Here is a 2,617-nt window from a genome sequence, read left to right as displayed (position 1 = left end):
GATTATCGTTCGTCGTCATCCGGGCAGCAACTTAAAGCATGCTGCCATTCGCGGCCACACGCGCGCTGGCGCTCGGTCCCGGCCGCCGAGGCGCGGCGGAACCCGCTCTACGGGACGACCGGGATCATGGTCTCCGTGCTGATCGGGATGCTGCTCAACATTCCTGTGCGTGCCGCCGAATACATGGTGTCGATGCCGCCGGTCGGGGGCGAGGCGCCGGCGTGGCTGTCGTCGTTGCACTTCGCGATGACCCTCGACGTCGTGCTGTTCACCAGCCTCTATGCGGTGGCGTTCGTCGCGGCGCTGCGCAAGGTGCCGCTGTTCCCGCGCCTGCTGGCGACGATCTGGGCGGCGGACATCACGATGCAACTGGTCACCGGCACGCTGGTGGCGAACGCCGGCAATGTCCCGCCCAAGGTCGCCGAAGCGCTGCAGAGCCTGCTCTACGGCAACATCGAAAAGACGCTCATCAGCGTCACCATCTGGCTGCCCTACCTGCTCCTCTCGAAGCGGGTAAACATAACCTACCGCCACCGCCTCCCGGCTTAGGGTCCATCCGTTCCAGCACTCTGTTAGTTCACGCGGAGACGCGGAGACGCTCAGTCTACTGCTAGATTTTGGTGCACGCGAAGACTCGAAGACGCGAAGTTGGTGTGACCGTTGACGACCCGCTTCACGCCGTCACGGAAGGTCGGCGCGCCGAAGTTGATAAGCAGCCCCAGAGGCTGCTTGGTCAGTCTGAGATAGGTCAGAAGCTGCTTCCCGTGAACTGGCGCGAGCTGCTCCACCGATTTGATTTCCACGATCAACGAGTTCTCGACGATCAAGTCAGCCCTGAAGGCGTTCTGCAGGAGAAGGCCGTTGTATGTGATGGAGATCGGCTTTTGCCGATCTACATGCATGCCGACCTCCACGAGCATTGCTGCAAGGACCGCCTCATAAACATTTTCGAGTAGCCCGGGGCCAAGCTCCTTGTGGATGCCGAAGCCACAGTCGACCACAATTCGGGCAAGCTCTTCTGGTGTGTGCAAAGCGCCGATCCTTCGCGTTCTTCGCGTCTTCGCGTGAACAACAGATTCGGCTCGCCGGCAATGCACATGGTCAGGGATCGTCGTCAAGCTCGGGCGCTCAGGTCCGATTCGTTTTGGGGTGCAAAAGGGTAACGAAATCCGGCTGTTGGCTCGCCGATTTGTGGCTTGGGGACGACACTATCGTCCAAAAATGGGACGAATCGAAAGTTGCCGCTCTGTCTCGCGGGCGACTCCCGGACTTTAGCATTTTCAATGGCTTAGCACGATGCAGTTGAGCCTCGGTGCTTAACCGGAATTAAAAATCATCGGTTGACAATGTGTTAACCGAGTCTCACCCGTTGGCCAGCTGAGCGCTCGGGGGGCAACAGCCGCGACGCCTTTTTTACTCGGTTCCATCGGGTTCGCGGCCGGAGTTCAGCGTAACCTTCCCGATCCGCGCGCAGCAGGAAATCCGTGTCCACGGGGGGACGCGGATGCTTGTGGAAGGAAGAGTAGATGAAGACTTTCATTAACATGCTGCGCGACGATTCGGGTGCTTCGGCCGCCGAATATGCGCTGATCCTGGCGATCATCGGCAGCGTCATCGCCATCGCGGCGATCGGCCTTGCCAACGCCGTCGGCAATGCGATGGACAACGCGGCGGCTTGTATCCGCTCGACGTCGACTGCTGGCTTCCAGGACAATTGCGTCGTTGGCGGCTAAGTGAGCTGGGGCCGCTCCTCGCGGGTGGCCCCACTTTCTTCGAAATCGAATTCGTGACACTATCCCTTTGAAATTGCGTCGGGGGGCGCCCTTATGTTGAAGCGGCAAACAGTGATCGCGCTGGCCATTGCGATCATCCTTGGCGTCGTCGCCGTTTACGTCGCGAACTCCTATCTCGTCGGCGCCCAGCGCAACGCACAGCTGCGCGAGACGACCAAGGTCGCGGTCGCGTCCGCTCCGCTCAACTACGGGACCGAGATCACGCCGGACAAGGTCCGTTTCGTCGATTTCCCCAATTCCAGCATCCCGCCAGGCGCGTTCACCACGGCGCAGCAGCTGCTGCCCGACGGCAAGAAGCGCGTCGCGCTGATGCCGATCTCGGTCAACGAGCCGATCCTCAAGGAAAAGATTTCCGCCGAAGGGCAGGGCGCGTCGATTTCGGCGCTGCTCCCCGACGGCATGCGCGCCGCGACGGTGCGGATCAACGACGTGTCGGGCGTCGCCGGCTTCATCCAGCCCAACGACCATGTCGACCTGCTGATCACGCGGACTCCGCCGGGCGGCGATTCCAACGTGACCGACGTCCTCCTCCAGAACATCCGCGTGATCGCGATGGGGCGGCAGGCGAAGGATTCCGACGGCAAGCCGATCCCGGCGAGGACCGCGACGCTCGAGGTCGCCCCGATCGACGCGCAGAAGCTCGCGCTCGGCGAGGCCGCGGGCAGCCTGAGCCTGGTGCTGCGCAAGCCCGGCGATCCGAACGATCCGGTGGTCGAGACGGTCAGCCTCAACGACCTTCGCTACAACATGTACGGCGGCGCGCGTTATCCGGCGCCGGCGGTGGTCGGCAGCTTCGGCAGCGGGCTCGGCGGCGCGGTCGCCAG

Annotated in this window: 3 protein-coding genes and 1 pseudogene; 3 read left to right on the top strand and 1 reads right to left on the bottom strand. The window is 62.4% G+C overall.

What is annotated here, in order from left to right:
* Positions 1–549, top strand: a pseudogene (locus tag GH737_RS15495) (DUF2569 domain-containing protein); the annotation flags it as partial.
* A gap of 50 nt (positions 550–599) precedes the next feature.
* On the opposite strand, the gene GH737_RS14235 reads toward GH737_RS15495, so the two are convergent.
* Positions 600–1,118 (bottom strand): GxxExxY protein, encoded by a 519-nt coding sequence (locus tag GH737_RS14235; RefSeq protein WP_338061788.1) that lies wholly within the window; start codon positions 1,116–1,118, stop codon positions 600–602.
* Between the two features lie 408 nt (positions 1,119–1,526).
* Here GH737_RS14235 and GH737_RS14230 point away from each other — a divergent pair, with 408 nt between their 5' ends.
* Together GH737_RS14230 and cpaB are read left to right on the top strand one after the other, a co-directional pair.
* The gene (locus GH737_RS14230; protein ID WP_230558831.1) at positions 1,527–1,733 is read left to right on the top strand and encodes a Flp family type IVb pilin; all 207 of its coding nucleotides are present in this window, start codon (positions 1,527–1,529) and stop codon (positions 1,731–1,733) included.
* A gap of 93 nt (positions 1,734–1,826) precedes the next feature.
* Positions 1,827–2,617 (top strand): Flp pilus assembly protein CpaB (gene cpaB / locus GH737_RS14225; protein WP_155265432.1); only part of this gene is annotated, 791 nt, incomplete at its 3' end.

Origin of the sequence: Sphingomonas segetis, assembly GCF_009720245.1 — a bacterium.
GTDB lineage: Bacteria > Pseudomonadota > Alphaproteobacteria > Sphingomonadales > Sphingomonadaceae > Sphingomicrobium > Sphingomicrobium segetis.
This window is presented reverse-complemented; position numbering and strand designations above follow the sequence as displayed.

Bases quoted from the DNA above. Each gene is read 5' to 3' on its own strand.
- GH737_RS14230 (WP_230558831.1), top strand. From the start codon at position 1,527: ATGAAGACTTTCATTAACATGCTGCGCGACGATTCGGGTGCTTCGGCC.